This window comes from Herbaspirillum frisingense (assembly GCF_047325095.1).
Classification (GTDB): Bacteria; Pseudomonadota; Gammaproteobacteria; order Burkholderiales; family Burkholderiaceae_D; genus Herbaspirillum; species Herbaspirillum frisingense.
The window spans coordinates 505,237-532,015 of the sequence record NZ_CP168558.1 but is presented as its reverse complement, the minus strand read 5'-3'; the positions used below and the strand labels follow the sequence as shown (position 1 = coordinate 532,015).

Annotated in this window: 25 protein-coding genes; 8 read left to right on the top strand and 17 right to left on the bottom strand. The window is 60.4% G+C overall.

All coding sequences use genetic code 11. The features are described 5' to 3' along the window. Positions 1-225: 225 nt before the first annotated feature. On the top strand, positions 226-1,236 hold the full coding sequence (locus tag ACEOAC_RS02450) for a helix-turn-helix domain-containing protein (RefSeq protein WP_006461267.1): 1,011 nt from the start codon (positions 226-228) through the stop codon (positions 1,234-1,236). Between the two features lie 115 nt (positions 1,237-1,351). Here the strand turns inward: ACEOAC_RS02450 and ACEOAC_RS02445 are convergent, their stop codons facing one another. Genes ACEOAC_RS02445 through ACEOAC_RS02430 form a run of 4 tightly spaced genes read right to left on the bottom strand, consistent with a single transcriptional unit; the run spans position 1,352 to position 4,415 of the window. Beyond that, positions 1,352-2,128, bottom strand: a complete 777-nt coding sequence (locus ACEOAC_RS02445) for an alpha/beta fold hydrolase (RefSeq protein ID WP_413443214.1) — start codon at positions 2,126-2,128, stop codon at positions 1,352-1,354. A 1-nt stretch (position 2,129) separates the two neighbouring features. After that, complete coding sequence (locus ACEOAC_RS02440; protein WP_006461265.1) at positions 2,130-2,957, bottom strand: 2,3-dihydroxyphenylpropionate 1,2-dioxygenase; 828 nt, start codon at positions 2,955-2,957, stop codon at positions 2,130-2,132. Next, the gene (locus ACEOAC_RS02435; RefSeq protein WP_006461264.1) at positions 2,950-3,255 is read right to left on the bottom strand and encodes a subunit of meta cleavage enzyme; all 306 of its coding nucleotides are present in this window, start codon (positions 3,253-3,255) and stop codon (positions 2,950-2,952) included. Before ACEOAC_RS02435 ends, ACEOAC_RS02440 begins: the two co-directional genes overlap by 8 nt. Beyond that, positions 3,252-4,415: an alpha/beta hydrolase family protein gene (locus tag ACEOAC_RS02430; protein ID WP_413628670.1), complete on the bottom strand. Its 1,164-nt coding sequence runs from the start codon at positions 4,413-4,415 to the stop codon at positions 3,252-3,254. Before ACEOAC_RS02430 ends, ACEOAC_RS02435 begins: the two co-directional genes overlap by 4 nt. 272 nt (positions 4,416-4,687) lie before the next feature. Here ACEOAC_RS02430 and ACEOAC_RS02425 point away from each other — a divergent pair, with 272 nt between their 5' ends. The 3 genes from ACEOAC_RS02425 to ACEOAC_RS02415 all read left to right on the top strand — a co-directional run bounded on the left by ACEOAC_RS02425 (position 4,688) and on the right by ACEOAC_RS02415 (position 8,095). Beyond that, positions 4,688-5,809: an FAD-dependent monooxygenase gene (locus ACEOAC_RS02425; RefSeq protein WP_413443216.1), complete on the top strand. Its 1,122-nt coding sequence runs from the start codon at positions 4,688-4,690 to the stop codon at positions 5,807-5,809. 133 nt (positions 5,810-5,942) lie between these two features. After that, positions 5,943-7,097 (top strand): aromatic ring-hydroxylating dioxygenase subunit alpha, encoded by a 1,155-nt coding sequence (locus ACEOAC_RS02420; protein ID WP_006461261.1) that lies wholly within the window; start codon positions 5,943-5,945, stop codon positions 7,095-7,097. 26 nt (positions 7,098-7,123) lie between these two features. After that, a complete protein-coding gene (locus tag ACEOAC_RS02415; protein WP_413443217.1) occupies positions 7,124-8,095 on the top strand; it encodes a PDR/VanB family oxidoreductase in 972 nt (323 codons plus the stop codon). A 58-nt stretch (positions 8,096-8,153) separates the two neighbouring features. On the opposite strand, the gene ACEOAC_RS02410 is transcribed toward ACEOAC_RS02415, so the two are convergent. From ACEOAC_RS02410 to ACEOAC_RS02375, 8 genes are all read right to left on the bottom strand, one after another. Then, complete coding sequence (locus ACEOAC_RS02410; protein WP_413443218.1) at positions 8,154-8,645, bottom strand: DinB family protein; 492 nt, start codon at positions 8,643-8,645, stop codon at positions 8,154-8,156. A gap of 108 nt (positions 8,646-8,753) precedes the next feature. Next, on the bottom strand, positions 8,754-9,557 hold the full coding sequence (locus ACEOAC_RS02405) for an IclR family transcriptional regulator (protein WP_413443219.1): 804 nt from the start codon (positions 9,555-9,557) through the stop codon (positions 8,754-8,756). A 70-nt stretch (positions 9,558-9,627) separates the two neighbouring features. After that, complete coding sequence (locus ACEOAC_RS02400) at positions 9,628-11,178, bottom strand: AMP-binding protein (protein ID WP_413443220.1); 1,551 nt, start codon at positions 11,176-11,178, stop codon at positions 9,628-9,630. A gap of 27 nt (positions 11,179-11,205) precedes the next feature. After that, positions 11,206-12,921 (bottom strand): ABC transporter permease subunit, encoded by a 1,716-nt coding sequence (locus tag ACEOAC_RS02395; protein ID WP_413443221.1) that lies wholly within the window; start codon positions 12,919-12,921, stop codon positions 11,206-11,208. A gap of 12 nt (positions 12,922-12,933) precedes the next feature. After that, on the bottom strand, positions 12,934-13,986 hold the full coding sequence (locus ACEOAC_RS02390; RefSeq protein WP_413443222.1) for an ABC transporter ATP-binding protein: 1,053 nt from the start codon (positions 13,984-13,986) through the stop codon (positions 12,934-12,936). A 152-nt stretch (positions 13,987-14,138) separates the two neighbouring features. Then, positions 14,139-15,197, bottom strand: a complete 1,059-nt coding sequence (locus ACEOAC_RS02385; RefSeq protein ID WP_006461254.1) for an ABC transporter substrate-binding protein — start codon at positions 15,195-15,197, stop codon at positions 14,139-14,141. Between the two features lie 72 nt (positions 15,198-15,269). Beyond that, positions 15,270-16,043 carry an enoyl-CoA hydratase/isomerase family protein gene (locus ACEOAC_RS02380; RefSeq protein ID WP_413443223.1) on the bottom strand — a complete coding sequence of 258 codons (774 nt, stop codon included), beginning with the start codon at positions 16,041-16,043 and terminating at the stop codon, positions 15,270-15,272. Positions 16,044-16,493: 450 nt separating this feature from the next. Continuing rightward, entirely contained in the window at positions 16,494-17,426 is a 933-nt protein-coding gene (locus ACEOAC_RS02375; protein WP_413443224.1) for an NAD-dependent epimerase/dehydratase family protein, read from the bottom strand. A 107-nt stretch (positions 17,427-17,533) separates the two neighbouring features. Here ACEOAC_RS02375 and ACEOAC_RS02370 point away from each other — a divergent pair, with 107 nt between their 5' ends. The 3 genes from ACEOAC_RS02370 to ACEOAC_RS02360 all read left to right on the top strand — a co-directional run bounded on the left by ACEOAC_RS02370 (position 17,534) and on the right by ACEOAC_RS02360 (position 19,739). Then, positions 17,534-18,427, top strand: coding sequence for a LysR family transcriptional regulator (locus ACEOAC_RS02370; protein WP_413443236.1), 894 nt, complete (start codon positions 17,534-17,536; stop codon positions 18,425-18,427). A gap of 211 nt (positions 18,428-18,638) precedes the next feature. Next, positions 18,639-19,250, top strand: a complete 612-nt coding sequence (locus tag ACEOAC_RS02365; protein WP_413443225.1) for a TetR/AcrR family transcriptional regulator — start codon at positions 18,639-18,641, stop codon at positions 19,248-19,250. Between the two features lie 9 nt (positions 19,251-19,259). Continuing rightward, positions 19,260-19,739: a DUF1348 family protein gene (locus ACEOAC_RS02360; protein ID WP_006461249.1), complete on the top strand. Its 480-nt coding sequence runs from the start codon at positions 19,260-19,262 to the stop codon at positions 19,737-19,739. A 247-nt stretch (positions 19,740-19,986) separates the two neighbouring features. Here the strand turns inward: ACEOAC_RS02360 and ACEOAC_RS02355 are convergent, their stop codons facing one another. The 4 genes from ACEOAC_RS02355 to ACEOAC_RS02340 form a co-directional block, all read right to left on the bottom strand. After that, positions 19,987-20,970, bottom strand: a complete 984-nt coding sequence (locus ACEOAC_RS02355) for a M14 family metallopeptidase (protein ID WP_413443226.1) — start codon at positions 20,968-20,970, stop codon at positions 19,987-19,989. Between the two features lie 20 nt (positions 20,971-20,990). Next, positions 20,991-22,340 (bottom strand): MFS transporter, encoded by a 1,350-nt coding sequence (locus ACEOAC_RS02350; protein ID WP_413443227.1) that lies wholly within the window; start codon positions 22,338-22,340, stop codon positions 20,991-20,993. Positions 22,341-22,616: 276 nt separating this feature from the next. Further along, complete coding sequence (locus tag ACEOAC_RS02345) at positions 22,617-23,546, bottom strand: LysR family transcriptional regulator (protein ID WP_413443228.1); 930 nt, start codon at positions 23,544-23,546, stop codon at positions 22,617-22,619. Between the two features lie 65 nt (positions 23,547-23,611). After that, complete coding sequence (locus ACEOAC_RS02340; RefSeq protein ID WP_413443229.1) at positions 23,612-24,583, bottom strand: 3-hydroxyacyl-CoA dehydrogenase NAD-binding domain-containing protein; 972 nt, start codon at positions 24,581-24,583, stop codon at positions 23,612-23,614. A gap of 350 nt (positions 24,584-24,933) precedes the next feature. Between ACEOAC_RS02340 and ACEOAC_RS02335 the strand changes: the two genes are divergently transcribed. Further along, positions 24,934-25,563 carry a disulfide bond formation protein B gene (locus ACEOAC_RS02335; protein ID WP_413443230.1) on the top strand — a complete coding sequence of 210 codons (630 nt, stop codon included), beginning with the start codon at positions 24,934-24,936 and terminating at the stop codon, positions 25,561-25,563. Positions 25,564-25,667: 104 nt separating this feature from the next. Here ACEOAC_RS02335 and ACEOAC_RS02330 read toward each other — a convergent pair whose 3' ends face one another. Further along, complete coding sequence (locus tag ACEOAC_RS02330) at positions 25,668-26,747, bottom strand: porin (RefSeq protein ID WP_077234910.1); 1,080 nt, start codon at positions 26,745-26,747, stop codon at positions 25,668-25,670. Positions 26,748-26,779 lie beyond the last annotated feature (32 nt).

The following is a 26,779-nucleotide window of genomic DNA, read 5'->3' as shown; positions in this document are numbered from 1 at the left end:
GATGCATCTGGCGCTGAGCGCCGCGTGGTGAAGTGGGTAAAGGTCTCCGATGAGCTGCGTTTAGGAGCTACATTAATGAGCCACATTCATGAGCAGCTTTTTATGTTGATGCGAGCAAACTATTTCCGTCTCCCATTTCCCGGTGGGAGTAGCGTTAATCTATTCCTTTACGATTCCCCATCTTGCTTCAGTCCGCGCTAGAATTTGACTAATAAGGCGACATCAATGGCGAACGCATTTCGCCCACCAGATGAAAACAAAAAGAGCGCCGCAACGACCAAGGAGACAGCCATTTTTATCCGCACCTTCTCTACCGCCGAGAGTCCGTCCCGTGAGGGCGCGCGATTGTTCGAAAGGCAGATGGCCAGCCTTTTTTCGATCGGCCTGTCACTGGACTCCGGAAAAGACGAGCCCTTGAGCACCCAGATGCAAGCCTATTGCGGCAGAAGCCTGCAATTTGCATCCATCCGCTTTTCTCCCCATGAGACGTCCGCACCGGCGACACATAAAGACACCCGCCGGTGGCTGGTGACTGTCCAGAAGGAGGGCGAGGCGCATGTTTCCCAAGGAGGGCGCAGCGCCCGTGTACGACCTGGAGACATGGTGCTGATCGACCTGGCATCCCCCTTCCACATCGAAACCGGGCATATGGTGACGCACTCGACCTATGTGGATTCGGAGCTGTTGCGCAGGGTGGTTCCGGATGCGCATCTACGCACGGCCAGGCGAATCGAGACGGCCGGTGGGCCGGGGGCAATCTTCCGGGCAATGAATGACGAGATGTTCGGCATGGCATCGGATCTCGATGAAAATACGGCCGCCCGTATTGCGCAAGCCCTTCCCTACACGCTTGCGGTTGCGCTGTCCCTCTGCGACAAGGAAATGACGGCCCTGCCCTCCAAGCTGCATGTTTTTCACCTTGAGCGCATCCGTGCGTTTGTTCGTGACAACCTGCACGATTCCTCGCTGGATGCGGAGATGATTTCGCAGGCGGTCAACCTGTCGACGCGGCACATCTATCAGCTCTTTACCGCAGAACAGACATCGCTGATGAAGTGGGTGTGGTCCGAGCGTCTTGAGCGATGCCGTGAAGACCTGGTATCGCGTCAACTATCGAACCGGCCCATCGGGGAGGTGGCTTATGGGTGGGGCTTCAGCGATGTTGCCCACTTCAGTCGTGCCTTCAAGGAGAAGTTCGACATGACCCCTCGGGAGTACAGGAAGGTGCACGGCTAAGCCCTGCATGGATGTGGCAGGGCCATGTGGCAAGGCCCCAATCCGCAGTCAACAGATTGGGGCCTCGGCCGTCAGGAGCTGCCTGACTCCTGACTCCTGATTCCTGATTCCTGACTCAGCTCAGCAGGAATTGCCCGACAACTTCCGTGAATTCGGCAGCGGCTTCAACATTGCTGATATGACCCGACGGCAGCACCACAAATCTGGCGCCCGTAATGGCCTCGGCGACCTTTGCACAAATCTCCGGCTTCACGGCGGCATCCTTCTCACCGGCGACGACCAGCGTGGGTACTGATATCTCCTGCAGCCGCGCTACGTGGTTCATTCGCTTGATGGCATCGACTGCCTCAAAATACCCCGCCTGGGTCGTACCTCGTACAAGGGATTCAATCCATTTCACGGTCAGCGGCGCACGGGCGCGATAGTCATCATCGAACCAGCGTTCTATCGTCGAACGTACATGCTGCTCGGCGCCGAACTCGCGGTAACTCCTCTGACGCTCATTCCAGAGCGCCACCACGGGTTCAGGAGTGACCGCTCCCGCGTTGGCAAGGACGAGCTTTCGGATTCGCTCCGGAAATTCCAGTGCAAAAGCCTGTGCAAGCATTGCGCCAAGCGACACGCCGACCAGTGATACCTGGTCAACCCCCGCCCTCGTCAGAGTCACAGCCAGTTGCCGGGCGAAGTCCGTGAGTGTTGGCGTCCCCCCGAGCGGCTTGCTGAAGCCATGTCCAGGCAGGTCAACCAGCACCAGCCGGAACGACTTTGACCAGACGGGCAGTTGCAGACGCCAGATATCGCGATTCACACAAATGGGGTGCAGCAAGACGACCGCGTGACTGTCATCCTTGCCGAGTGACTCGGCTGCAAGTGGAACAATTTCAGCGTTCATCTCAGCCTTTCACCTTCCACTGGGCCAGACCAATCCCTGTGTACCATTTGGAGACTGCCTTGTAGTAGAGCGACTCGAACTGGGCACCGTCTGCCGCACCATGGCCAATCAACCAGTTGCGGATTTCTTCCGCACCATTTCCGGCAGCAGCGACATGGTTTGTCGCGTGCTCAACAATCGTATCCGTATGGCCGCTGCCCAGGTTGGCCAGGAACTGGCGGTCAAATTCCTCGTTGACCATGCCCATTCGCGGCGTGGCGATATCGTGGCTGATGCCACCGGTGGCAAGAATCGCGATGCGCTTGCTGGCGTCAAAGCTGGCGATCGCCTTGCGAAGGAACTTGCCCCAGTCGACGCATCGGCGCATCGTGGGCAAGGGTGGCTGGACACAGTTCACCAGCAATGGAACGATTTGTACGTGAGGTACCAGACCGGCCAGCAACAGCGGGGTCAGCGAGCCGTGGTCAAGCACCAGCTCGATCGAGAAGGAGGGGTCAAACCCGTTTTGCAGCGCTTCACCCAGGAGGTGCGCGCCCAATGCCGCATTCCCCGGCAAGACTTGCTTCTCAGCCTTCAGCCAGTGTTCCACAGGCGTCTGGTAGCTTTCGGCGGCACCGATGCAGAACGCGGGGAAATTGTTGAAAAAGAAGTTGTGGACATGGTCGTCGGAAATGACGATGACGGTATCGGGCCGCGACTCGGCGATGCGCCGCCCCATCTCCTTGAACGCCGCGAAAATCGCATCCCGGTCTTCACCGGGGATGGCATCCGGAAAATTCAGCATGACGGGCGTGTGGCTCGCCGCATAGATTCCTACGAGTTCAGCCATTCTTTTGTCCTCCAGCGACGGCCTTGAGTGATGCAAGGAATTCCTGTTCCGAAATGCGCAATCCCAGGCAGTGCGCCCTTAACAGATAGGGATTGGCACCCGCCAGATACATGGCGCCAATATCATTGGTACGAACCGCTTCCCGGAGATTTTCCGGCATCGGTACGGTCGACAGATACTCGCCCGGAGATGCCAGATAGCGCTTGAGCTGCCCATCGTTGTGATGGACCTCGAACAGCACCTTGTTCAACCAGTAGGCAGATTGCGATGGAATCTGCTGGACCCAGTTTCCACTCATGCGGCCCCCACCTGGTTTTTGACATGGGTGGACAGCCACTGGACGATCGTTGGCAGCGTCTGCGGCGTATTTCCCATGTGTCCGCCCGGGAACAGGCGAACGGCCTTGGGAGTGCCACGCTCGATCAGAAGATGCAGGTCAGCGATGGGACACTGCTTGTCTTCTTTGCCGTTCACCAGCAGCATCGGCGCGCTGGGTTGGTCAAGCAACCCCTGGTCGACCAGGGAAAGGCGCTTGAAGCCGTCAATGTATTCCTGGTCGGTGGTCACGCCCAGCATGCGCTGACGCGTTTCGACAAGCTCCATCAGGTAGCTGTCGGGGTAACGGGAGGATTCGACCCACTCTGGCTGGAACATATAGTGGGCACCACCGCCCCAGTTCACGGCGGCCGCAATGCGTTCCGGCTGCAAGTGCGCCAGTTTGGTCGCCCAGTAGCCGCCGAACGAGCGCCCCAGGATACCGACCTTTGCGCCGTCCAGGTCACTCTGACGACTGGCCCACTCGAAGACGGGCAGGAACTGGCGCTCTGCATCCTGAACACCCTTCACCGGTGACTCGCCGGTGCCTGCATTATCCATGGCGATGGTCGCCACGCCGGCCGCCAGGAAGGCATTGCATGCGGCGGTCATCTGTTCTTTCCATGCATCCACCCCGCCCCACATGACAACGACAGGCGGGCGCTCCACACCTTTGGGACGACGGATCAGGAACACGATTTCCTTGCCTTCACCGCTGCGGCCTTCGAAGGGAATGGTGACGCGCTGCACCGGATTATCCCAATACGAACCCGCCAGGACATAGGTCTCGCGCTCTGCGCGTGCACAACGCTCCTTGTCAGGATGATTCGGGCAAGGGAATCGACCCATGAAATAGAAGCCGCTTGCCTTCATGTAGAGCGCGGCGGCTTCTGCGTCGTTGGCGCTGTCACGGGCGCGGTCCGCCAGAGCGCGTGTTTCGTCACCGGCCTTGCCCCAGACGGCCGCCCACGATGCGCCATCCAGACCCTGAAGGGAGTCAATGAGACGCTCACCGTCTTCCTTCGACACCAGATTCATCGGGTGCACCTTGGCGGCCAGCTTGCCCAGCATCCATTGCTTGGCTTCGGCCAGGGTCTTGGGGCGGCCCTGCACGGCGCCGGCATTCTCTACGTTCTCGCTCAATTCGTCACCTCTGTCAGTTGCAAGCCCTTATCGATGTGGGCCCGGGACTGATATCGTAGGCGCGCGAAGGCCAGCTACTTTGCCCCCTGTGCTGCGCCTTTTGACCCTCAGCGCAGCATCGCTGTCTGCCTCCTTCGCTCCGAGACAAATTGCACGGCCAGTTCAGGCAAATTTCATCCATGCATACCGCTACGCTGCCAGTGTGAACAACATCCTGGCCTTTTCGTATCGACTGCGGTCGTGCGGGGTCCGGTAACTGGAGACTTGTGTAGATGCAACAGAAGAAGATTCTTATCGTGGGCGGTGGGGTTGGCGGGATGTCTGCCGCCATATCGCTGGCCAGGTTCGGCCACCAGGTGGAGCTCATCGACCTGGACCCGGAATGGCGTGTCTACGGCGCCGGCATCACGATTACCGGCCCTACACTGCGGGCGTTCAAGGCGCTGGGCGTGCTACCGGACATTGAAGCGCAGGCCTACACCGGCGCCGGCATTCAGGTGTGCTCTACCGACGGTGCGCGTCTGGCAGTATTGCCTACCCCCGTACGACCAGAGGATGGCATTCCCGGCTGCGGTGGCATCATGCGGCCGGTACTGCACAAGATTCTGTCGGCCAGAGTCCTGGCGGCTGGCGTGAATGTACGTCTTGGACTCTCGGTTGAGAAGTTCAACCAAGGTCATGACCAGGTCGACGTAGAACTGACCGACGGCACCCGGTCCAGCTATGACCTGGTGATCGGCGCGGATGGACTGTTCTCGCGTATCCGGAGCCTGCTCTTCCCGGACGCCCCCACTCCCGAGTACACCGGGCAGAGCGCCTGGCGCGCACAACTGCCTCGCCCTCCTGAAATTGACCGACGCCATTTCTTCCTGGGCGGCCCGTATAAAGTCGGTTTGACACCCGTATCCAGGGAGCGGATGTACATGTTTCTCCTGGAAAACGCCAAGGAAAAACGTCGGCTCCCGGAAGAATCCCTTCCTGAAGAACTGGAACGTCTGACTCGCTCCTATGGCGGCATCATCCGTGAAATCGGCAAATCTCTGAGCGCGGAGAACACCATCGTCCATCGGCCGTTGGAAGCCTTTCTACTGCCGGGTCCGTGGTTCAAGGGCCGAGTCCTGCTCATCGGCGATGCCGCCCATCCGACGACGCCTCAATTGGCGTCCGGTGCGGGTCTGGCGGCGGAAGATGCCTTGGTATTGGCCGAAGAATTCGGCGACGGCCAGGATATCGACCGTGCGTTGATGCGCTACATGTCCCGGCGCTATGAGCGCTGCCTGCTGGTGGTCCAGAACTCACTGGAGATTGGGCGACGCGAACAGGCCGGTCGGCCGATTGCCGAGCAAACCGTACTTGTCGAACAATCCCTGAAGGTCCTGGCAGAGCCGATCTGACGCCGGCTCTTGGAGCAGCATGGCGTTTCTGAGCACGGCAAAATCGGGCAAGTCCTGCTTCGCATAGAGACAAAATCTTGCAGGCGAGAAGACTAATATCGGAATTTGTACCTAGAACAAAGTGGAGACCACCATGACACAGCCATCTCACGACATCATCCGCGGCGCACAAGTCGCCATGAGCCGCCTCGCCGACCGCAATACGCCATTTATCTTCAACGAGTGGTACGTCGCAGCCTTCAGCGATGAAGTAGGTCGTTTTCTGCTCAAACGCACCCTGCTCGGCAAACGCGTGATCCTCTACCGCACCGAAGCTGGCAATCCGGTCGTCATGGACGACCGGTGCGTGCACCGTTCCTATCCTCTGTCGGCGGGTCAGCTGGACGGTGATACCGTCGTCTGCGGCTACCATGGCCTGCGCTATGACGCATCCGGTGACTGCATCGAAGCCCCTGCAGTTGCAAAATGCCCGAAGAACATCGGCGTACGTACCTATCCGCTAGCGGAGCGTGGCCCGGTCATCTGGATCTGGATGGGTGACCCCGCCTTGGCTGATGAGTCCAAGGTTCCGGCGCTGCCCTGGATGATGGATAGTGAATGGGCAGGCGCCAAGGGCTACTACGACCTCAAGTCCAGTTACGTCTACTTGCACGAGAATCTGCTGGACACCTCGCACCTGAGCTACATGCATGCGAACACCATCGGTTCACCCGACTATGTGAAAGCCCCCACCAAATCCGAAATGGGTGAAGGCAGGTTTGCCCTGGTACGCACGGTGTCGCCGACCAAGCTGCCACCGGTCTGGGGAAAGCCGACTGGCCTGGACGGCGTGCCAACCGCATCGCGCATCGTTCGCAATGAATTCCTGACGCCTGCGCTCTACGAGGTGACCACACGCTTGTACGATTCGGCACTTGCCGAAGGAGAACGTCCGGAGTTCCTCATCAAGGTCGCTCACATGGCCACACCTGCCACGCACAACACCACCCACTACTTCATCTATCTGGGCCGTGACTTTGCCCAGACCGACGAGGCAGCGACGCAATTCATGGCCACGAATTTCTTCAAGGCATTCGATGAAGACGTGGTCGGCCTGAGCTTGCTCGAAGAAGTGATCGCAGAACAGGGGGACGACCTCTACGAAATCTCCATCGCCAGCGATGCGCTCGGCGTGGCCATGCGGCGTTATCTCAAAGGACGGGCCGACCAGGAAGCCAAGGATAAGGAAAACGCTCCGCCATCGACCGGTGCCGGCTTCCCCCAGGTGGTGATGATGCAGCAGTCCTGAATCCGGAAGTCAGCAGGAATGAGAATATGAAGCTCGATGCAGGCAGTAACTTGTGGATGACCATGACCGTATCTGCCAAGGTCCTGGAAGCGGATGGAATCTATTCGTTCAGGTTCAGAGCGGCCAGTGGTGAGGCGTTGCCCCGCTTCACTGCCGGTGCGCACATAGATGTCGAAGTCGCTCCCAACCTGGTCCGCCAATATTCGCTGTGTAACGTGGCGGGACAAGAGAACGAATACGAAATTGCCGTGCTTCTGACAGAGCCGTCCCGTGGCGGCTCCAGGGGCATGCATGCGATTGGAGTCGGCCAATCGATCCGTATCAGTGCGCCCCGAAACAACTTCAACCTGGTACCCACCACCGGTCGGTCGATCTTGGTGGCCGGTGGCGTGGGCATCACGCCCATTTTGTCCATGGCAGAGGAGTTGCACGCTCAATCCAAGGCATTCGAACTTCATTTCAGCGCCCGGTCGCCCGCTCGCGCAGCGTTTCGCCAGCGTCTTGCCGAACGCTCCTTTGCCAAGGACGTGCGGTTCTACTTCGATAACGAAGGCCAGAAGCTCGACCTGGCTGACCTCGCCAGGTCTCGTCAACCCGATGACCACCTCTACGTGTGCGGGCCGACCGGCTTCATGGACTTCGTCCTGAGCGAATCGGAACGGCTGGGCTGGAACAAAGAACAGCTCCACAAGGAGTATTTCTCCCCACCGTCGGTCGAGGAAAAAAGCGGCGCTAGCTTTGACGTCAGGATTGCAAGCACCGGCGATGTCTTCCACATCCCTGAAGATAAGTCAGTCGTTCAGGTATTGGCAGAAAATGGCATCGAAATTCCTACTTCCTGCGAGCAAGGGATATGCGGGACATGCATCACCCGCGTCCTGAGCGGCAGTATCGACCACCGCGATTTCATTCTCAGCGATGAAGAGAAGCGCCGCAATGACCAATTCACGCCATGCTGTTCCAGAGCGGCTTGCCAGATGATTGAACTGGATTTGTAGTTACCCGTCATGGGCGCCGTGGCCTGCCAGGGTTGCTGATGGGAGGCGGGGCATGGGATCAGCCCCTTCTCTCCGGCTCGGCAGCATGAATGAATACGTTGTAGGTATCGGCCGGACGATGACCACCTGCCAGATCAAGAGCATGACCAATCGCCCCTCGGTGGTAGGTTCCATGATTGATGAGGTGGAACAGGGCTTCTTCGCGGCTGAGTCTTCCGCGCTTTCCATCGACAAACGTGAAAGAAATGCTCTCCTTCGCACTACTGGACGTCAGGCTCCTGGCATAGGCCAACGACCATTGGTTTGCCGCCGTCAGCCTGGAATCCAGCTCGGCCAATTCCGGCAGATGCTCGGTATTGGTGGAGTCATGGGGGTCTTCAACTCCGCGCAATCTGGCTTGAAACAACTCCTCGACGCGAACCATGTGGTTCAGCTGTTGCCGTGCGAAATCCAGGGCGCTTCTCTGTTCCGCTTGGGTGAGTTGCGCTACCGCGTCAAGAATGCGTCGGTCCGACCAACTCTTGTATTCCAGGATTTTAAACAAGTCCATTTTCCGACTCCTCCTCTGCGCTGCACGATACCTCATCCGGGAAACGCGTGCGACTCGACAGCGTCACGCTGGATGAAGGCGGCGTTTCTGAACAGGGAAATAAGATGATCAATTGGCAATGGCACGTGCAGCAGACATCACCAGATCGGCGTGCCTGCGCTCGTCGGCGTCGCCGCCCCAACGGGCTGTGACGATGGCCAGGTTGACCGCCCCTACCGGGCGGCCGCGACGGTGATCCATCACCACCGCCGCCGTCGAGATATCGCCCAGGAAATATTCTTCGCGACTGTGTGCATAGCCCTGCTCGCGGAAACGGATCAGCCGCTGCTTGATCGCAGCCTTGTCGGCCACGGTGTAGGGGGTGTACATGCGCAAGTCGCTGCGCGCGAGAATGTCGTCGACCTCATGGGGATCGAGCGCCGCCATCATGGCAAGACCGCTGGCGGTGCAAAAAGCAGGCAAGCGCGTGCCGGTCACTACCGTGGGATTGAGCACGTTGCTGCTGACGATACGCTGGACGAAAACAATCTCGGTGCCATCGAGGATGGTGAGATTGGTGGTCTCCTCGGTTTCCCGGCTCAGTTGCTGCAAGTAGGGCGTCGCGCGCAGCACAAGGTCGCTTGATGACAGATAGTGGTAGGCGAAGTTGAGTACCTGTGGCGCCAGCTCGTACTTGCGCACCGCCTCATCCTTGCTCAGGTAGCCCAGCGTCATCAGCGTGTAGGTGAAACGCTGCGTGGTACTGAGATCGAACCCGGTGAGGGCGGCGATCTGCGTCAGCGACAACTGTCGCTGCTGGCCGTCGAAGGCCATCAGTACCTTCATCGCCTTCTCGACCGAGTTCACGTACAGCGGCGAGTCTGCGCCCGTCAGTTCGTTGCCTGTGCGGGCGGTGTCTTTTTTTGTGGCCATGCGTTCGCTCATTGGCCCCGCATTGCGGCGGGGCATCTGTCAAAAAACACTATTATCGCCGCTTCCCACGTTACTTCAGCACACTACTGGCACGATCCCAGGCCAACGACAGATCACGGCTCAGCAAATGCTTGCGGATGCGTTCTGACAGCGTGGTTTCGAATCCTTGCGTCTGCTGGTAGTAACGCGGCAGCTGATAGCTCGCCAGGCGCGAGCTGGCCCAGGCAGCCAGTTCGTCAAATGGGAGCTTCATCCCTTCCTTGAATTGCACGAACAGCATGATTTCCTGTTCGCCGACATCGCTGGCCACGCCGATGGCGGCGACGGCGGCGATGGCAGGGTGCATGACGAAGATGCGTTCGATTTCCCAGGCCGACACATTTTCTCCACGTACCCGCATGCTGTCGGTCTTGCGGCCGACGAAGAACAGATCGCCTTCGTCGTCCGAGCGTGCCATGTCGCCGGTGTAGAGCTTGCCGTGGCGGCGGGCTTCGCTGGTGGCTTTCGGGTTGTCCAGATAGGCGGGCAGGAAGCATCCCTCGACATCGGTGGACACCACGATCTGGCCGAGCTCGCCGGTGGGTACGGGTTGGTCGTTTTCATCGAGCAGCTCAACACGCAGCCAGGGCAAGGCGCGGCCGATCGATCCTGGTTTTCCGCTGTAGTTGACGGTGGTGAAACTCGACACCTCGGTCATGCCATAACATTCGCGCAAGGCAATCCCCAGGCGTTGCACGATGCTGTCCCACGATTTGGTCGATACGCCGGCGCCCCAGGCGACCTGCAGCGTGTGCTGCGCTGGCTGGGATTCGGGTGGCAGCTGGCAGACGATATCGAGAATGCCGCCGAGGTAATGCAAATGGGTCGAGCGGGCCTGCTCTACCTGCTGCCAGAAGCGGCTGGCCGAGAAACGTTCGACCACCTGCAGACTGACATCGGCCAGGAAGGGAACCAGCAGCAGCTGTGCGCCACCGATGTGGCACAACGGCTCCCAGACGAACATGCGGTCGCCCGGCTTCACACCAGAGACCAACACCGTGCCCTCGCTGGCAATGCGCATCATACGATGGGTAAATACGACGCCCTTGGGTGCGCCGGTGGTGCCGGAGGTGTAGATCAGGCAGAGCGTGTCGTCCGATGCGATGGGTATGTGCGGCAGCGCTTCAGCGGCCGGCAGTTCCAGCTCATTGAGCCAGACCAGTTTTTTGGGTTCCTGTTCCAGGCCGGCGAGAGCCTGGGCAAAGCTGGGTTGCGTAATGAAGAGATCGGGCTCGCAGTGGCCGAGCAGATAGTCGATACCGGGCGCCTTGAGGCGCGTATTGACCGGCACCCAGACTGCTCCGCTCAGCATCAATGCATAGATCAGCGCCATGTGTTCGAGGCCATTTTCGAGCATCAGGGCAACCCGGTCGCCGTGGCCGATACCCTGGTGCGCCAGCCAGGTTCGCATGCGTGCGACACGCTGTGCCATCTCGCCATAGGAGGTGGGTACACCGTTGAACTCGATGAGCGTCTTTTGCGCACGCTCTGCATGGGCGGCAAAACCGGATTGCAGCAGCGGCACAACATCGAGGTTGTCAGCGGCGTCACGAACGGGAAAGTAATGTGGATAGACGTGCATGTCGATTCTTATTCAAAAGGGATGGAGTCAGCTACGGGCCATGCGTAATCTCTTGTGCAGCGACGGGAGCGCCACCAGCAGTGAAATGATCACCACCATCACCAGCGATACGGCGGCCAGCGTCGGGTTCACCTGCAGGATCATGTCGTCCCACATCTGCTTGGGCAGCGTGTTCTTGAGGCCACCACTGACGAAGATGGCGATGGTCAGTTCGTCAAACGAAATGATGAATGCCATCTGTAACGCCGCTGCGATGCTGCCGATCATGATCGGCAAGTGGATGGTGCGCAGCCGCGTCATGGCCGACGCGCCGAGGATGCGCGCGGCGTCGTCCAGGCGCCAGTCGAAGCGCTTGAGTGCGGCCGCCATCGTCACCACGACATAGGGGATGGCCAGTACGGTGTGACCGATGACCAGGCCGATATCGGTGCCGACCAGGCTCAACCGGGAGAAGAGATAGAACAGACCGACTGCCACCACGATGCGTGGCACGATGAGTGGGGCCAGCAAGAAGGCGAAGAACGGCTTGGTCCAGCGCGAAGGCAAGCGGGTAAGCGCCAACGCTGCGCCGATGCCAAATGCAGTAGAGGCCAACGCGGTGACGGTGGCGACGCCAAATGAACGCAGGAACGATGTCTGCCAGACTTCCGAGAACAAGAAACTGTTGAACCAGCGCAGGCTGAGTCCCTTGGGTGGGAAACTCAGGAAGGGAGAATCGGTGAAGGCAATGGGCAGCACCACGATGATCGGCAGGGACAGCAATGCCACGATGCCGAAGCCATAGACCTTCATTATCGGACGACGCCCATCGGCGGCACGGCGAAGCCCGCTGAACAGGCGCCCGATGGCAATCAGCAGGGTATTGCTCCAGGTACCGCCACTGGACGACCGGGTCCGCGTTTCGCCACTTAAGGACGATAGACCGACCAGCTTGTCGTAGAGCATGAAGATCAGGATGGCCGCCACCAGCAGTACCGCCGAAAGGGCCGCAGCGTAGGGCAGGTTGAACAGTTCGTTGATGGCCTGGATCACCAGTTGCGCCACCATGGTCTCGCTGGGTGCGCCGAGCAAGGCCGGCAGGATGAAGAAGCCGAGGCTGGTGATGAAGACCAGCAAGCCGGCAGCAGCCACGCCCGGCCCTGCCATGGGGAGGAAGATCGAGAAGAATGATACCGACGGGCTGGCGCCCAGCGTTTCGGCCGCATGCATCAATTGCATGTTGACGCTGCGCATGATGGGCAGCATGTTGATGACGGCCAATGGCAGCATGGCATGCACCATGCCGATCATGACACCGAACATGGACGGTACCAGGGCGCGCCCGTCATCGACCATGCCCAGCGCGTGTGCCAGGGAAAACAGTACCCCGGTCTTGGACAGCACCAGGATCCAGGCAAAGGTCTTGACCAGATAGCTCGTCCAGAACGGGATCATGATCCACATGATCCAGCGCTCGCGTATCCGATCGTCCAGCTGGCTAAGGAAATAGGCCACCGGAAAACCAAGCAGGACAGAGAACAGCGCGGTCATCCCAGAGATCGAGAAGGTCGTCCACAGCACCTTGAAGAATACGAAGTCACTACCCAGGCGCGCATATTGCGCGGTGGTGAAATGACCATCGGCATCAAGCACGCTGGTTTGCAGGATCTCCACCACCGGCAGACAGAAGAAGATCGCCAGGAACAACAGACAAGGCACGGCTGGCAGCAGTGCGCGCAGGGTCTTCATGAATGAGGCAGGCATGATGTGCTCCGCTTATAGATTGACCACTGCAGCGTGGGCCGGATTCCAGCGCAGGCCGATGTTGGCGCCGACCTCTGGCGCATCACGACGACTGCAGCGCAAGAGGAAAGGCTCGTCACCGCCGACGTCGACCAGCACGCGGTAATCGGAGCCGGCAAACACCACTTCGGTGACCTGGCCGTTGAGCAGCGCTTCCGTCGCACCGCACGGCGTGGCCTGCTCGGGTCGCACCACCAATGCTTGGGCCGCGCCTTCGCGCGCGGCCGCCATGTCGAGGGGAAGTATGTGACGGCCGTGATGCAATACGCTGACGCCGCCGGCACCGCGTTGTGCCGTTCCCCGCAACAGGTTGGAATAACCGATGAACTGCGCCGAGAAGGCGGTGGCCGGGCGATCGTAGAGATCTTCTGGCGTACCCAGTTGCTCGATCCTTGAATTGTTCATCAGGCAGATACGGTCGGAGAGGTTGAGCGCTTCTTCCTGATCGTGTGTGACGTAGATGAAGGTGGCGCCGAGCTCCTTGTGCAGCTTGCGGATCTCGGCCTGCATGTGTTCGCGCAGTTTCTTGTCCAGCGCACCCAGCGGCTCGTCGAGCAGGATCACCGAAGGTTTGTAGACGAAACAGCGCGCCAGCGCGATGCGCTGTTGTTGTCCGCCTGATAGCTCGCGCGGCAGGCGGTGTACATAGGCGCCCATTTGCACCATATCCAGCGCATCCTGGACGGCGGCATTGATCGCGGCCTTGTCCATCTTGCGCATGCGCAGCGGATAGGCGATGTTCTCCCACACTGACAAATGCGGAAACAGGGCATAACTCTGAAACACCATGCCAATGCCGCGTTCACCGGCCGGCTTGTGGGTGGCTTCCTTGCCGCTGATGATAAGTTGGCCTGCGCTGGGCTCGACCAGACCAGCGATGATCTGAAGCAGTGTGGTCTTGCCCGAGCCAGAGGGTCCGAGCAAGGTGAGAAACTCGCCATCTTGCACCGTCAGGTCGGTCGGCGAAAGCGCGGTGACGCTGTCGTAGTGTTTGCAGATACCCAGTGTTTGCAATCGTGCAGTCATGATGTGTCATTCAGTTCATGCACCCGCGCGGCGCAGTTGACAAGCGCGCGGACGACGGTGCGAGGGGAACAGGTCTGGCTGCGCCGCATGACGCCATGTGGTGTTGGTGTTGGCGCTGCGGCGCGGCTTTACGTCAGTGCGGCAGTGCGGTCCTAGCTGAGCAGCCAGGCGTTGAAACGATCCGACACGGCGAGACGGTTCTTGTGCCACCAGGGGCCGTTTGGCGGGCGCATCTGACCGATGTTTTCCGGTGAGGTCGGCAGGATCGCCGCGCGCTTGGGCGGGATGTCCTTGTACGCCTCCAGCGCCGTCGGACCATAGGCCAAGGTATCGGTGAATGCGCTTTGCAGCTTGGCGTCGGCACAGAACTTGACGAAGTCCCTGGCGATGGCCGCCTTCGGCGTACCCTTCGGCACCCCCCAACCTTCTACCGAATACAGACCCTGGTTCCAGTTGATGGCCACCGGTGCGCCGCCTTCGATGGCCGTTTGAGCGCGCGCATTCCAGATCGAGATCATGTCGACCTCGCCGGATTGGATCAGCTGCATCGATTGCGCACCGCTGGTCCACCATACCGCGACGTGTTTCTTGATACGGTCCAGGCTCTTGAAGGCGCGATCCAGATCCAGCGGATAGAGTTTGTCGGGGCTGACGCCGTCAGCCATCAGGGCTTGTTCCAGGGTATCGATGGCATTGCGGCGCAACGAGCGGCGGCCGGGGAATTTCTCGACGTTCCAGAAATCGGCCCAGGTCTTGGGGCCATTGTTGGCGTACTTGTCGGTGCGGTAGGCCAGGATGGTGGCGTAGACATCCACCCCCAGGAAATTGGGGGTGACAGTACCGGCCAGCATGTTCTTGAAGTCAGTTGGCACCAGGCCCAGCGGCTCCAGCAGCCCACCTTCTTCAAGGATGGGAATATCTTGTTGCAGCGTGAGCGTTGTGACGTCCCAGACAAAGTTTCTGGCCTTCACCATCGCGGTGAACTGGGCCACTGGTTGGGACTCGCGCGCCACGTTGACGATCTTGACACCGGTTTCCTTCTCGAACGGATCGTAGAACGCCTTGCGATACGCGGTCGTGTAAGGGCCGCCCGGATCGGACACCACCAGTGTCTTGTTCTGTGCGATGACCATCGGTGCTGCGACTGCCAATGCCGTGCCGCCTGCTGCCTTGAGCACTCCACGACGCTTGTTGTTGACGGGCTGTTTCATACCATGCTCCCTGAATAGAGTAGTTGATCCAAAACCTGCATTCCCTGCTGCTGTTACCGACGATGTAGCGCCTTACTTCGTGATGCTGTGGCCTCGCTTCTTGAAGAACTCCTCCATCATGCGTGCCGGCTCTCCAGTGGCGTAGGCTTCCATCTGGATACGACGTCCTGCAGCGATGGTCTTGACGAAACCTTCTTCGGACACTTCGCAGAAGCGCTGCTTGTTCAGGCGCATTGCCACCGACGGTTTGGCGGCCAGTTCGCGTGCAATTTCCAGCGCCTTGGGCAGCACCTCTGGTGGCTCCACCAGGTGGTGAATCAGGCCCAGGGCATGCGCTTCAGCCGCTTCCATCATGCGACCGGTCAGCGTCAGTTCGATCGTGCGGGAAATGCCCAGCATCTGTTTCATGATCCAGGGACCGGTGACGCTGGGGATACCCGAATTGATCTCGGGTTGCCCCATCCGTGAGCCGGCGTGGCCGACACGGATATCGGCCAACAGCGCCACCTGGAAGGCCGAGCCGGCTGCCGTTCCGTTGAGCGCGATGAGCAATGGCTTTTGCAGGGTACGGATGGTGCGGTAGTAGTTTTCCCACTCGGTCATCCATTCATCGGCGCGCGCCTGGTCGAAACCATGGGCTTCTTCCAGATCCTGACCCGCGCAGAAGGCCCGGTCACCAGCACCGGTCATGACGATGGCGCCGATCGCCGTATCGGTATTGAAAGCAGCAAGTGCGGCGATGATCTCGTTGCGCATGGCGGTGTGCCATGCATTGAGTTTCTCGGGCCGGTTCAGCGTGATGATGGCGACATTGCCGTCCCGTGAAGTCTTGATGTATTTTTCCATAACTATTCCTATGTAATAACTAATGTTTTAATGTGCCATAAAATGATATAGCAACAAATGTGCCTGTCTATATGCGATGCAATAGACGCTAAATGCACCATTAGCTATCTTTGGGAGCGAGCCGAATCCCTGAAATTTGGCGCTACGCACAATGAATGGGCGAAGGCGAAGGGCTGGCCTGAGGGAAGAGGATGGTGGGAACGCGGCCGGGAGTCGGCCTGGTGGTCAGTGCTGTGTGTGTAGTGTGCTGCGCAAAGGGTGGAGGGGAAGAGCGTGTTTCAGTGAGGATGGACACCCGGTCCGGCGACGCGGGCGTTTCCCGGTGGATCTACTGGGCGTACCAGATGGCTGCCTGAAGCGGTAGGACCGCCGAGCGCTACGGCGTTGATACCGCAAGAAATCCAGGGCCTGTTTACATTCAATCGACGAGTGATTGGATGTGAACCGGCGCTAGCCCTTCAGCGCCAGCCGGATACCCTCCGCATAGGAAGTCTTTTCTATCGGCCCGATCAACTGCTGCAGCGCCGAATCGTCCATGATCAGCGGCTGCGTCTGCAGATAGTGCATCTCCACCAGTTCGCGCATCAAGGGATTGAACATTCCGATGAGCCGCAGCAGGGTCTTGCCCGCCACCCGGATCTTCAATTTACGCCCGGTCTGGCGCTCCATTTCCGCCACCAGCGCTTTTTGCGTCGTCACGCCCGCCCCCGCCAGGTGCCAGATCCTGCCGAAGGCCGCAGGCGTGTTGACCAGCCTGGCCACGACCGGACCGACGTCCGGCACGAACACAAACTCGTGCGGCCGATCCAGCGGGCCGATCATGTCCGCCCTGCCGCCTTGCGCCGCTGCCTTGATCGCACCGTGCAAGAGGCTGGCTTCGACGCCAGGACCGTAGAAGTCCGGCAGGCGCAGTACCGCCGCCTGGATGCGCCCTTCGGCGTGCGCCTGCATCAGCAGATCTTCCTGCGCCTTGCGCATGCGCCCCTTGAAGGTATGCGGCTGGCGTGGATGATCTTCACGCACCGGTGTGGTCTGCGGAACACCATACGGGTACACCGTGCCGATCAGGAGAATGCGCTTGACACCGGCGCGGATGGCGCCGGCCAGGGTCTTGCGCATCAGTTCTGGATGCAGCTCGAACTGCGTGTAGTTGACGCCGACCAGGTAGATCAGCGTATCGACGCCATGCGCGGCCGATTCCACCGATGCCGGTGAATCGGGGTACCAGGTGACGATTTCGGCAAGCGGATCTGACCCGAAGGTCTTGCGCAAACTCGCTTCGCTACGGCCGACAACGCGGTAATGCTGGCCTTGCGCGCTGATGGCGGCAGCGATGCTGCGACCGACGGCGCCGGCAGCACCGAACAGGGCAATCTTGGACATGGACTTCTCCTTGGGTAGCGTGTGATGGAAGAAGCTCCAGTATGCAAAATTGACGCATCAGTGAAAATTGCATAAATTAGCCTAGCATCTATACATAAATGAATACCATGGCCGACATCGAACCGAATTGGGAGTGGTACCGAACCTTCCTCAAGGTCTTGGAGACGGGCTCGCTGTCAGCGGCCGGACGCGAGATGGGTCTGACGCAGCCGACCGTGGGCCGCCATATCGACCAGCTGGAATCGACGCTGGGATTGAAACTCTTCGTTCGCTCCTTCGACGGCTTTTCGCCCACTGACGCAGCACTGGAACTGAAACCCTATGCAGCCGGGATTGCCGCCACCTCCGCTGCATTGCGCCGGGTCGCCAGCAGCCAGGGCAAGGAAGTGCGCGGAACCGTCAGGCTGACCGCCAGCGAAGTCATCAGCGTGGAAGTGCTGCCGCCCATCCTGACCGAACTCAGACGTCAGCATCCGGAGTTGCGCGTCGAACTGGTCATGTCGAACAAGCCCGATGACCTGCTGAACCGAGAGGCCGATATCGCCGTGCGCATGTTCAAGCCGTCGCAGGATGCGCTGATCGCCAGGCGGCTGGGCAGCATCGAAGTGGGGCTACATGCCCACCAGCGCTATCTTGCGGCCCACGGCACACCGCGCTCGCTCGACGCGCTGGCCGAGCATGCGCTCATCGGCTTCGACCAGGAAAGCGCCTATGTGCGCAAGGTATTGAAAGAGCTCCCCTGGCTTTCGCGTGCCATCCTGGCGTTCCGCACCGATAGCGACCTCGCACAACTGGCCGCCATCCGCGCCGGCTTCGGCATCGGTATCTGCCAGGTGGCATTGGCGGCGAGGGACGACGCACTGGTGCGTCTGCTGCCCAGGCAATTCTCGCTCAAGATGGAAACATGGGTCGCCATGCATGAGGACCTGCGAGCAAGTCCGCGCTGCGCTGTGACATTTGCCGCCCTGGTAAAGGGTCTGGGCGCCTATATACGTAATTGACCTCTGCGTCGGGCGTTCAGGCAGCTTCTGCCGGTTTTTCTCGGGCGCCGGGTATTCCTCCCCTCTGCCCGGACAGCGATCCATTGCGCATTCGCAATTGATCAACAACCACAACGCCCGTTGTTTCTTTCTCCCCATCGCAACGAAAGTTGTTGACCACTGGGAATGATCGTTCTACTATACATAGAACGATCATTCTCACCTGGTTCATATGGATACTACTGACGACTCCCCTCTCACCGCCCGGCTACTGGCCGCGACCGAGAAACTCATCTATTCAGGGGGCATTCACGCCACCGGGATGGATGCCATCGTGAAGGCGTCCGGTGTAGCGCGGCGCAGTATCTACCAGCTCTACTCAAACAAGGAAGCCTTGGTCGCGGCCGCGCTGCTGGCGAGAGACCAACGGTGGATGGCGTGGTTTATCGATGCGACTTCGCAAACCAGTGCTCCGCTTGAGCGACTTGCGTCGATCTTTCCTGCGCTGCGCCAATGGTTTGAAACCGAGGATTTCCACGGCTGCGCATTTATCAATGCCGCCGGTGAGCTTGGCGGGGTCAATCCCGAGATTGGTGCGGTAGCGGCGCTGCACAAACAACGCTTGCTCTCCTATCTGCGTGAGCTGACCAATGCGTCAGGCCTGAACAATCCGGACGAAATCGCGAACTATTTTCTGATTCTTATCGACGGCGCAACTGCAGTGGCCATGGTCACTGGCGATACAGGCGCCGCCGATAGCGCTGGTAGAGCGGCCGCTCTGCTTTTATCAAGCCTGCAGCAGCAGGCGGGGTCCGTTTCACCTAAACATTCACGTCACCATTGAGGTCATATCATGTCATCCAATACTGAAGTTCGTCCGCCCCTTCCGCCGTTCACCCACGAGTCCGCCATCCAGAAGGTGCGCCTGGCCGAAGATGGGTGGAACACCCGCGATGCAGCAAAAGTCTCTCTTGCCTACAGCCTGGATACGCGCTGGCGTAATCGTGCCGAGTTCGCCAACGGCCGGGACGAAGCACGTGCCTTCCTCGAGCGCAAGTGGGCCAAAGAGTTGGAATATCGCCTGATCAAGGAACTGTGGGCATTCAACGGAAACCGCATCGGCGTGCGCTATGCCTATGAATGGCGCGACGATTCCGGCAACTGGTTCCGCTCCTACGGCAACGAGAACTGGGAATTCAACGAAGACGGACTGATGCAGAACCGTTACGCCTGCATCAACGACCGCCCCATCACTGAAAGCGAAAGGCTGTTCCGCTGGCCGCTCGGACGTCGCCCCGACGATCATCCCGGTCTGTCCGAACTGGGACTCTGAGCTGGTCTCGCCGTCGCGCCTACTTCGGCCCGGCCGTACGCAAGTCCGGCGCGACGACACCTTTGTTTTCCTTGATGCGGATGAACACGGTCATCCGGAATGCGATGAGCAGAAGACCTGAGAGGAACATCAGCCCGGTGCCAGGGCCCGATGGGAGTCGACAGGACTGGCCAGCGGACGAGAGCAGTCTTGTTCGAGAAGAATATCGAACGGCAATTGTCAAATTGCAAGCAAAGTGGAATGTCGGTCAACTCGTGACCACCTGCCCCAGCCGCGCCACGGTGACCCCGGGTCCGAGCTGGCGCAGGGACGGCATGACGATGACGCAATTGTCATAGGGCGTGACGAATTCCCGCTCACCTTCGCGGGCGATGACGGTCCCGGCTTGGGCGATGATCTCCATGCCGCGATAGTCTTCGGCAAATTCCAGGTCATAGGACGTGGCCACCACCGGCTCGGTCACCTTGATGACACGCTGCGCTACCGTTTCGCCGGCTGACATGAAGGCCATCAAAGCGGCCTTCTCCATCACGCCGGTCGCGATCAGGAAGCGGCAGGCCGAGTCCATCGCCACATCCCGGCTGCGCGCAGAGAAGTGCTGGCCGGTCTCGATCAACAGCGCATTCTTCGCGCTGGCAGGATCGCCGAAGCCGCCGTAGTCGCGCATGCGCACACCATTGGGGTGCCCGACGTCGACGATCACATGTTCCGGCGCTCCGACCTCCGCGGCGAAGCGGATGCCCTTGTCCAGGGGACCACTCACAATCAGCGGTACCGCCTCTTCGTGCATGGAATGCAGGTCGAGCATGTAGTCGACCGTGTCGATGACGGGGCGCAGCTGGCGTGCACGACGCAGCTCCGCGCTGTCGTCGGCGCCATCCAGGCGCGCTGGCGACCAGACCCGGTTCATGTCTTCATCGACATAGCGCGTCGCATCCGGGTCGCGGGCGTCGAAGCGGCGATAGGCATCGACGTTGGCAAAGCCCAATGTGATACGTCCCTTTACCGGCTTCAGGCCGGCTTGCAGCAAGCGGTCGACGGTGATCGCACCGCTGACCTCATTGCCATGCATCAGCGCCAGGATCATCACGTGCGGGCCGGCCACGCCGCTGTCGATACTGTGCACGTAGTCGACACCGGTGTTGCCGTGCTGCCACTTGGCGATGTCGGGAAAGGCCACTTCGACGGGATATTGCTTCAGTGCGGCGCGTACTTGTTCCAGGGTTTTCATTCAACAGGCTCCAGCTTGATTTATCGGGCGCGTCCCGTTCGGCGGCCCAGCACGATGACGGCCGTCAGGCTGATCAGTGCGGTCGCCATGACGTAGAAGCTCGGTGCCATGTTGTTGGCGCTGGCCGCGATCATCCAGGTCACGATGAGCGGGGAGAAGCCGCCGAACAGGGTCACGGAAAAGTTGTAGCTCAACGCAAGACCCGTGCCACGGGTCTGGGTCGGGAAGATATCCGACAGCAGGGCCGGGATCGGACCCAGGCAGGCCGCGATCAACACGCCGACGATGCCCTGTACCGCAATCAGGGTGGAAATGGTCGGCCAGGTGTTGAGCAACATGAACAGGGGATAGGAACTCAGCCCGATCGCCGCCATGGCGATGGTCAGCACGCGGAAGCGCCCATAGCGGTCCGACAGGGTGCCGAATACGGGTGCCGTCAGCATCAGTACCAGTCCGGTGATGAGGGCACCGATGAAGGATGAGGTCGCAGGAATGTGCAGTTGCTTCAACGCATAGGTCGGCATGTAGAGCTTGTGCACGTAGTTGAACGCAGTGGCACCGGCGACCACGCCAATGGCCAGCAGCAGCTTGGCGCGATCACGTACCAGCACCAGTACCAGCGGTGATTTTTCGGATTGTGTCGCTGCCGCCGCGACCTTCTTGAATTCCGGTGTTTCATCGATCTGGCTGCGGATATAGAGACCCACGGGACCCACCAGCAGACCGAAGCAGAAGGCGACGCGCCAGCCCCATTCATTGAGTTGCGTCTCGGTGAGCAGATAGCTGAGCAGCGCACTGACACCGGCGGCCAGTACCGTGGCCAGGCCTTGCGTAGACAACTGCCAGCTGGCGAAGAACCCGCGTCGTTTGGCGTCGGCATGCTCGACCATGAAGGCCGTCGCCGCACCGAATTCACCGCCGGTGGAGAAACCCTGCAGCAGGCGCGCGACGATGATGATCAACGGAGAAGCGATGCCGATCTGTGCATAGGTCGGCGCGAAGGCGATCATCGCCGTGCCGACCATCATGATCAGGATCGATGCCGTGAGTGAGGCCTTGCGACCGGCGCGGTCGGTGTAGGAACCCAGCACGATGGCACCGAGCGGACGGATGACGAAGGAAATCCCGAAGGTACCCACACTGAGAAGCAAGGAGGTCGTATCGTCCTGCGCCGGGAAGAACAGCTTGCCGATCACCACGGCAAAGTAGCCGTAGATCAGCAGATCGTAGAACTCCAGGGCGTTACCGATACTGGCGGCACAGATTTCCTTCCAGGGGTTCTTGCGGCGGGCTGCGTGATGGGCGGAGGCGCTGGTGGCGCTGCTGGCGTTGGCGACACTTGCGGCGGATGACTCTAGTTCGGCTGACATGCGATGGCTCCCTCTTCTCTGTGGGCGGCGCATCGCTGCTGCGTTGGCAATCCTGGCTGCGCCGCCTGTTATATTTGGCTCGCACGCTTGATCTGTCCGGAAAAGGGCGCGCAGATAGCGCGTGTTGCGCACCAGGTGCGCGCACTTTCCAGACGCATCGGAAGGCATGCCGAGAACGTCGAGGGAGTATAGGGAGCCGCTTTTTCTGGCGATTGCCGTTTCGGCACAAGCCTGTGCTTTTTGCGGCAGGAAGGGTCTGGGACGGGCCGGCGCCTATCAGGCCTGCTCGATGGCGTCCGCGGAGACGCCCTCCCAGATGGCATTGACCAGCGCATTGTCGTTGCCCCGCATGCGATAGAGCGAAATGTCGAAGTTCACGCGCATCTCGGGTTCGCCGATGATCTTCAGGCGGCGCTCGCTGAGGTCTTCCTGTACCAGCCGCTGGGGCAGCCAGGCCACGCCTGCACCGCGACGCGCCATCTCGTGGATGGATTCGTAGGAGTCGGCTTCATACACCATCCGCAAGGCAATCTTTCTCGACAGGCCCGCCAGATGCTTGGCCAGCACCCCGCGCAAGGTCAGCGACTGAGAGAAACCCAGCCATGGAATCGGCGCCAGCGCGGCGGCACCGGCTGTACCGGCAGCGGGCAGCTTGAAGCGCGCCCGTCCCTTGGCATCGACGGCGGCCACCGGCAGCAGGATCTCACGCGCCAGCGTCAGGGACTCGTAGCGCATCGGGTCGATCAGCAGGCGCGTGGTGGGACTGGAATAGATCACCAGCAGATCGGCATCCCCTGTGCCCAGTCGCAGGATCACCTCCTGCGCACCACCGGTACTGAGCGACACTGGAAACGGCCCGAAGCGCTGGTTGATGCTCTCGTACCAGTCCGGGAAAAAGGTCCGCGCCAGGGTGCGCCCGGTGGCCACGCGCAAGGTTTTTTCCACCGGGCTGGAGGCATCCTGCAACTGGGCCCGGGCAGCGTAGAGCACGTCGGTCGAATGCGTGGCCGCGTCCAGGAACAGCCTGCCCGCGGCGGTCAGTGACACCGGATGCGCGCGCACCACCAGCTCCGCGCCGACCCACTGCTCCAGCGCCTTGATGCGCCGACCGAAGGCCGGATGGGTAACGAAGCGATTCTCGGCGGCCCGCGAAAAACTGCGCGTGCGTGCCAGCTCGATGAAGTCTTCCAGCCATATCAAATGCACAATGCCACCTCTGGAGTTTGGTGTTGGCGATACTCGTCCATGCTGCTTTCCGCGGCCCTTGGCTCTCAGGGAATGACCTTGGCCCGCCCCTTGGCCGCCAGCAGCTGCACCAGCAACTGATCGCGCTCGGCGGCGATCGCAACAGAGGTCTTGCCGGCCATCTGCTCTTCCACGCCGGCACGGATCCGGGCCTTGAGTGCGTCGGTGATGGCAGGCGTTCCGAGGTCGGCCCACCAGCTCTCGATGGGGGGGCCCAGGTGGTCCAGCATGTGCTGGATGCCGCCCTCGCCGCCCGACATGTGCAGGTTCAGATAGGGGCCCATCAGGGCCCAGCGCAAGCCGGGGCCGTAGGCGATGGCGGTGTCGATGTCCTCGGTACTGGCCACGCCCTGCTCGACCAGATGGAAAGCCTCACGCCACAAGGCGGCCTGGAGCCGGTTGGCGATATGCCCCTTGACCTCCTTGCGCACGTGGATGGCTTTCTTGCCGATGGCGGTGTAGAAGTCCAGCGCGGCCTGCACCGCCTCGGGCGAACTCTGTTCACCGCCGATCACTTCCACCAGCGGGATCAGATGGGGCGGGTTGAAGGGATGGCCCAGCACCACCCGGCCGGGATGGCGGCAGGCGGCCTGCACCTTGCTCATCAACAGGCCCGAGGAACTGGACGCTAGCACCACGTCAGCCGGCAGCACGGCATCCATGCGCCGGAACAGGTCGATCTTGAGGTCTTCACGCTCGGGGCCATTTTCCTGGACGAAATCGGCATCGGCCAGCGCCTCTTCCAGCTGCGCCGAAAAGCGCAGCCGATCCAGCGACGCGCCCGGCGCCAGCCCCAGCACTTCCAGGCTGGGCCAATGGCGCGCAACGGCCTGGCGCAACTTCTCTTCGGCACCAGGCATGGGGTCGGTCGCCGAGACGTCCAGTCCTTGTGCCAGGAAATAGGCCACCCAGCTGGCACCGATGACCCCGGTACCCACCACGGCAACACGCAGCACGCCCTGCTTGCCGCGGACGGCGCCGGATGTTGATTCTTGCATCTGTATCTCCTCTTCTTGCCCTGATGGGAAGTGAAATGAACTCAAATAAAGTAATGATTTCTCGATTTTATTCGAGGAATTTTAGCGAGATTCCTACGGGCCTTCAGCTACGATGCCGTACAAACCATACAAAACAATAAATCGGACACGAGTCCGAACCAACTCCAGGCGCTTTCATGTTCTTGTACATCCCCTTCCTGCTGGCATTTCTGACCGTCGTGGTGATCGCACTGGGGTGGAGGTCATTAAGCAATAAGCTATGGTTGGCAAGCGTGGGGGTGAGCTTGTGGTGGTTCAGCCAGCACATACAAGGTAACCCGGGTTTCGTACTTTAGAGATGGATAGCGATCATGGACCGTTCCATCGTCTTTACTCCGCGTGACCCTATCCTGCCGGGCGGGGTCTTCCTCAACTGCGTCTGCCTGCTGGTCGTCAGCGGCTGCCTGGGCCTGCTGCTCTACTTCCAGTGGGCCTTGCAGGAACCGCTCTGCCCGCTCTGTCTCCTGCAGCGTACGGGCATCATCCTGACCGGCATCGGGTTCATGCGCAACCTGCGCTTTGGCGTGAAGAGCGCGCACTACGGCATGGCGGTGATCGGCGCCCTGCTGACCGGTGTGAGCGCGCTGCGCCAACTGGCGCTGGAAGGTCTGCCAGGTCAGGATGCACCGGGTGCAGTGCTGCTGGGAATGCATTTCTACACGCTCTCGGCGCTGTTTTCGCTGGTTGCGCTGGCCACCATCGCCGGCCTGCTGGGCGTCAAGAGCGCGGAATATCCGGCCACCCTGGTGCTGATGCAGATGGCCGAGGAGCCCGATATACAGGTCCGTACTCCCTGGGCCAGGATCACGACGTGCGCCACCTTCGCCCTCCTGGTGGGCGCGCATCTGGCCGCCACGATGACCGCTTGCGACCCCGGTATCTGCGATGAAAACCTGTTCGGCCGCCTGCAGCTCCAGGCCGGCAATACCCCTATCCCGTAATAAAAAAACGGCGCACCCCGCTGATGACGGGGATGCGCCGTGCAATGAACGACTCAAGACTATCCAGTCCGGGTGCCTTGCCACCCGGACCTTGCTTCAATACATCAGAAGCGGTGCTGCATGCCCAGCGCCATGCCGAACTGGCTGTTGGCGAAGCCAGCCTCGTCACGCGAGAGGCCGACCAGCTGGTTGTTCTTGGCCTTGGCATAGGCCGTGCTCAGGTACAGGTCGGTGCGCTTGGACATCGCATACTTCAGACGCAACGAGTACATGATCGGATCGGCATCGTTGGCTACGTTCTTGATGTTCTGGTAGTAGATGGCACCGATCACGCTCATGGCCGGAGTGAACTTGTAGGTCACGCCACCCCAGAAGAAATCGCTGCGCAGGTCGGTGGCGCCGGTGGCCAGGCTCTTCTTGTAGTAGCGGTAGCCCAGGTTGAACTTCCACGCATCCGACAGCTGGTAACCGGCGGCCAGGTGGGCGCTGGTCGCGCGGTCGTAGGCGGCGCTGGTGGCGGTGGTGCTGTTGACGCGGTCGTAGGTCGCGGCCACGCTGAACGGACCCGAGCCCCAGCCCAGGCCGACGCCATACTTGGCGCCGTTGCTGGTGTCGCCAGCCACTTCGCCGAAGCCATACATGGCACCGACCTTCACGCCGGAGAATTCACCCTGGTACTTGACCAGGTTGGACACGCCGGTCGGCATGCCGTCCTTGCGGCTACCGGTGGCGCCGGCCGAGGTCACCCACGAATAGTTGGCCGAATAGCCCATGGGATCGAAGGGCAGGATGAAGTCATAGGTGGTCGAGAAGGAACGACCCATGACCACGCGACCGAAACCGCCTTCCAGACCGACGGTGGACTGGCGGTTGAAGAGCTGGTTGGTGTCGCCGTCGAAGCTGCCGGTGTCGAGCTTGAAGCCGTTTTCCAGCTGGAACACGGCCTTGAGGCCGCCACCCAGGTCTTCCGTGCCACGGAAGCCGATGCGGGAGGTGTTCATCATGCCCGAGCTCAGGCGCACGACGTTGTTGCCGGCCGCGTTGGCGTGGTTGACGAATTCCACGCCCGAATCGATCAGGCCGTAGACGGTGACCGACGACTGCGCCTGGGCGCCGGTCGTGGCCATGGTGGCGAGGGTGGCGAATGCTGCCAGCATGCTGGCGGCGAGGTGATTCCTTTGCACTGAGGTCTCCTTGGTTGAAAGCTTGGATGGTT